Here is a 4881-nt window from a genome sequence, read left to right on the forward strand (position 1 = left end):
GTTCCGTCCCCGGAGAAGAAGCGCAGCGCCGGTCCCGGGAGGTTGATCGTACCGAGCCGTGGGTGCTCGACGTCGAGGACCAGTCCCTGTGAGCGGACCTGGTCCCACGAGTAGACCTCCTGCAGGTCCCGCACCTTGCCGGCGGGGATGCCGAGCCCGTCGAGCTTCTCCAGCAGGGCCTCGGGGTCGTACTCCGCGAAGGCCCGCTCCACCTCCGCGATGAGCTGGTCGCGATGGGCCACCCGGTCTGCGTTGGCGGCCAGGTCCGCGCGGTCCGGATCGAGCCCGAAGCCCTCCGCGAAGGCACGCCACAGCCGCTGGCTGCCCACGCTGATCTGGACCCGCCCGCCCCGGCACCGGAACAGCCCGTAGGGGGCGATCGAGGGATGATGGTTGCCCTGCGCCCGGGGCAGCTCGCCGGCCACCGTGGCCCGGGTGCCCTGGAAGGCGTGCACGCCGACCACGGAGGAGAGCAGGGAGGTGCGGACCACGGACCCCCGGTCCGTCCGGTGCCGCTCGTTCAGCGCCGAGACGACGCCGAAGGCCCCGTTCATGCCGGCCAGCAGGTCGGCGATGGGCACGCCGACCCGTTGCGGGTCATCGGGCGAGGAGCCCGTCAGCGACATCAACCCGGCCTCCCCCTGCACGATCTGGTCGTAACCGCTGCGGGACGCCTCCGGCCCGTCATGGCCGAACCCCGATATGGACAGGACGACCAGGCGCGGGTTCAGCTCGTGCAGCCGGTCGACGGGGAAGCCGAGCCGGTCCAGCACTCCCGGGCGGAAGTTCTCGATCAGCACGTCGGCCCGTACCACGAGCCGTTCCAGCACCTCTCGGCCGTCCTCGGACTTCAGGTCGAGGGCGACGGACTCTTTGTTGCGATTGCAGCAGAGGTAGTACGTGGAGATGGGATCGTCCTCCGGGCCCACGAACGGAGGCCCCCAGCCACGGGTGTCGTCCCCGGTCCCCGGGGTCTCGATCTTGATCACCCGCGCGCCCAGGTCCCCCAGCATCATGGCCGCGTGGGGTCCCGCGAGGGCGCGGGAGAGGTCGACGACAAGGGTTCCGGCCAGCGGGCCGGTGGTCTCAGTGGTCTCAGTGGTCTCAGTGGTCATGGTCGCCTCACAGCCATCCCGGCAGCACCATGGCCGCCCAGGCGAGCAGGGGGCCCACCACCACGACGATCGCCGCGTAGACCAGGATCTTCTTGTAGAACGCCTCCCGGTCCACGTCCTCCGGGGCATTGGCCAGCACGAGCGCACCGTTCGTGGAGAACGGGGAGACGTCCACGATCGTGGAGGCCACGGCCAGTGCGCAGATCAGTCCGGTGGCACCGATCTCCCCGGCCTGCAGGAACGGCACGGCCAGCGGGATCAGGGCCGCCAGGATGGCGGTGGAGGAGGCGAACGCGGAGACGACGGCGCCGATGTAGCAGATCAGCAGGGCCGCGAGCAGCGGGACGCCCAGGCTCCCGACGGCGTTGGAGACGTACTCGATGGTGCCGGCCTCCTGCAGCACGCCCACGAAGGTGAGCATGCCGCCCAGCAGCAGGACCGTCGACCAGTCGATCTTGTTGACCGCGCCCTTCTGGGCCTGGGGCGAGATGAGCGCCAACAGGACGGCGACGGTGATGGCGACGAATCCGACGTCGATCCCGAAGCCGAGGGCGACCACGGCCAGGACCGCCAGGCCCACGAGGGTGGCGACCTGCGGGAAGCTGATCCGCACCTTCTCCACGGTCGGCGCCGCGGTGGAACCCGCCGGATCGGACGGGCCGTACATGCCGGAGCCGAAGCCCTTGAAGTCGACGTCCCGGTTCTCCGCGTTCGCCTTGACCATCGCACTGCGGGACAACCGGGCCTCGGCGGCGCGCTCGACGAAGTCCTCCGCGCGGGATGACAGCAGCCCCCGGCCGCCCAGCGCGAGGAAGAGGACCACGGCGATGAGGAAGTTGAAGATCAGGCTCGACAGGAAGACGGCCAGGGGGCTGACCTCCAGGCCGGCCGCGTCCACGATGCCGTTGACGGTGACGCCGTACACCGCGATCGGTGAGAATCCGCCGCCCTGGGCACCGTGGATCACCATCATGCCCATCATCAGCGGGGAGATCCGGTACTTGTTGGCGAAGTTCAGGGCGACCGGGGCGATGATGGCCACGGCCGCGGGAGACAGCGCGCCGACCGCGGTGATCACGGCGGTGATGCCGAACATGATCCACGGGATGAGGGCCACCTTGCTGCCCACCACCCGGACCGCGGCATTGACGAGCACGTCCACGGTGCCGTTCTTCTGGGCGATCGCGAACAGGTAGGTGACCCCGACGATGGTGAGGAACAGCCCGCCCGGGAACGAGGCCAGGATGTCACTGGTCTCCATCCCCAGGATGATGAATCCCAGGACGAACGCGCCCACGAAGGCGAGGGCGCCCATGTTGACCGGGAGAACCGTGGCGATGATGAACATCGCCACCAGGATGAGGATGGATAGCATTTCTGGGCCCATGACTGGTCCTTCGGTGGATGGTCCGGAAGTTCGACGAGAGGTACTGTGATACCGCTCACAGTGGACTAGCCAATAGGACACTGTGCCACTATGTCAACCACTGAATACGATGAGGGCACAGCACGCCCCGCCACCCGACCCCCGTACGGGCCTGCCTGAGAGGTGTTCCATGACCGGACCGTCCCGCATCGACCGCAGTGACAGGCCCCGCCTGTACCAGCAGGTCGTCGAACGGATCGTCGCCCATGTCCTCGACTCCGGCATGGAGGCCGGAAGCCGGTTGCCCCCGGAGCGAGACCTCGCGGAGCAGCTGGGCGTCTCCCGGGCCACCGTGGCGCAGGCCCTGGTGGCCCTGGAGGTCCTCGGCGTCATCGGCGTCCACCACGGCTCCGGGGCCACCCTCCTGGTCCGGCCGACAACCGCGGAGATCCTGCACGACGTCCAGGAGCACGAGGCCCGCCTGCCGGACATCGTGGATGCCCGGCTGGCGATCGAGCCACGGCTCGCGGCCCTGGCCGCCGAGCGGCGGACGGACGAGGACGTGGAGCGGATCGCGGCCTCCATCGACCGCATGCGCCGGGACATCGACAGCGGGGACCGGGGACTGTCCGGGGACGAGATGTTCCACGAGGCCGTCACCCGGGCCGCGCGCTCGAACCTGCTGGCCCGCATGATGCAACAGCTCGCCGACCAGATCCGCGAGACGAGGCTCGAGTCGCTGAGCCAGTCCGGGAGGCCCGAGAGGTCCCTGGCCGGCCACGTCCAGATCTTCGAGGCCATCCGGGACGGCAGGCCCGACGAGGCGGAGCGCGCGATGGTCGCCCACCTCAAGCTGGTGTCCGACCTGCCCGTACTGGACGAGCACCACTGAATCTCGCCGGCGGCGCCTCAGGGCATGGCAGGGCCCCGGGTAGTCCGGCTGCGTGAGGGGAACGCATTCTGCCGGGCCCGGGGCCCTCTGTCATCACTCGCACCTTGATGAGGTGGCTCCAGCCTAGGAAGCGGACGTGGGAATGGGCCGGGCACCAGCTGGGAGGTTGCTGGGACCGGTGTGGTCGGTCGCGTCCGCCTCAGACGGCCGCCTCCTCCGGGGCGGGAACGGGGTGGGGAGGTCTCGGCTCGCGGAGCGTGCGCAGGAAGAGCCAGCCGACGGCGGGCAGCACGATCAGTGGCATCAGCGCGGTCTGCAGGGTGGTGGCATCCGCCAGGGCGCCGATGAACGGAGCGGCGATGCCGCCGACGCTGACCGTGAGCCCGAGGGTCACCCCGCTCGCCGTGCCGGTGCGCCGCGGGAGGTAGTCCTGTCCCAGCGTGATGTGCAGGGAGAAGGGCACGTAGAGGCCCGCAGAGGTCAACACGATGAAGGCGTACATGGCCGGCCCCGGCACGAGGACCGTCCCGGCCACGGCGAGAACGGTGAGGGCGTAGGACCAGCGCACGATCCGCACGCGCGCCCAGCGGTTGGCGAGGTGACCGCCGATGACGGTGCCGAACGCACCGCCCAGGTAGAGCAGGAAGAGGGCGAGGGTCCCGGCGAACGGGGTGCCGTCGCCGCGCTCGGCCGCGTAGAGCGAGATGAAGGCGGACAGGCCGATGAACACGATCGAGCGGCAGACGATGGCCCCGGTCAGCCGGAGGAACGACCCCCAGTCGTTCTCCGGCCCGGCCCCGGCCTGGCCCCGGCCCGGCGCGACCGGTGCGGGGATCCCGCGCAGCGCCGCAAGGCACAGGACCACGCCCGCGAGCGCCGGGACCACCAGCAGCGGGGACGCCCCGAGGCCGCCTATCGCGATGACGCCGGCCACGAGCAGGGGTGCCGCGGCGAAGCCGACGTTGCCGCCCAGGGAGAACCAGCCCATCCGCGAGTGGGTGCCCCCGCTGGCGGCCCGCGCCACCTGCGCGGCCGGAGGGTGGTACGCGGCCACGCCGATCCCGGAGACGGCGACCACGATCAGGGTGACCGGGTAGTTGTCGCTCACGCCCACCAGCGCGATGCCCGCCCCCGCCGTCAGGGTCGAGACCGGCAGGAGCCAGCGCATCGGACGCTTGTCGACCAGCACCCCGAACAGGGGCTGGACCACCGAGGAGAGCAGGGACGCGGCGAGGACGATGGCCGAGGCGGCCGCGTAGGAGTACTCGCGTTCCGCCACGAAGAACGGCACCAGGGCGGCGACGGCACCCTGGTAGATGTCGACGAACGAGTGGCCGAACGCCAGGAGCGTGATCGGGCCCCGACCGGCGGTGGGACGACTGGGCGGCATGGCTCCATGATGACTCATCCCGGAAGGCGCCGTCGTGGCGGACCCTGCGGACGGGTCCGCGGACCGTCAGCCGAGGATGTCGGTCCGGCGGTTGGCCAGCACGGGCAGGAAGGACCGG

General features: G+C 70.5%; 4 protein-coding genes. 1 reads left to right on the top strand and 3 read right to left on the bottom strand.

The window, feature by feature from the left end:
• On the bottom strand, positions 1-1115 hold a 1115-nt coding region (locus PLJ28_RS14825; protein ID WP_324590336.1), incomplete at its 3' end, for a CaiB/BaiF CoA transferase family protein.
• A 7-nt stretch (positions 1116-1122) separates the two neighbouring features.
• On the bottom strand, positions 1123-2502 hold the full coding sequence (locus PLJ28_RS14830; protein WP_183529363.1) for an SLC13 family permease: 1380 nt from the start codon (positions 2500-2502) through the stop codon (positions 1123-1125).
• Positions 2503-2671: 169 nt separating this feature from the next.
• Between PLJ28_RS14830 and PLJ28_RS14835 the strand changes: the two genes are divergently transcribed.
• Positions 2672-3373 carry a FadR/GntR family transcriptional regulator gene (locus tag PLJ28_RS14835; protein ID WP_183529365.1) on the top strand — a complete coding sequence of 234 codons (702 nt, stop codon included), beginning with the start codon at positions 2672-2674 and terminating at the stop codon, positions 3371-3373.
• 199 nt (positions 3374-3572) lie between these two features.
• On the opposite strand, the gene PLJ28_RS14840 is transcribed toward PLJ28_RS14835, so the two are convergent.
• Positions 3573-4763 carry an MFS transporter gene (locus PLJ28_RS14840; RefSeq protein WP_183529367.1) on the bottom strand — a complete coding sequence of 397 codons (1191 nt, stop codon included), beginning with the start codon at positions 4761-4763 and terminating at the stop codon, positions 3573-3575.
• Between the last annotated feature and the right edge of the window lie 118 nt (positions 4764-4881).

It is taken from the genome of Citricoccus sp., assembly GCF_035445025.1.
In the GTDB taxonomy this organism is placed as follows: Bacteria; Actinomycetota; Actinomycetes; order Actinomycetales; family Micrococcaceae; genus Citricoccus.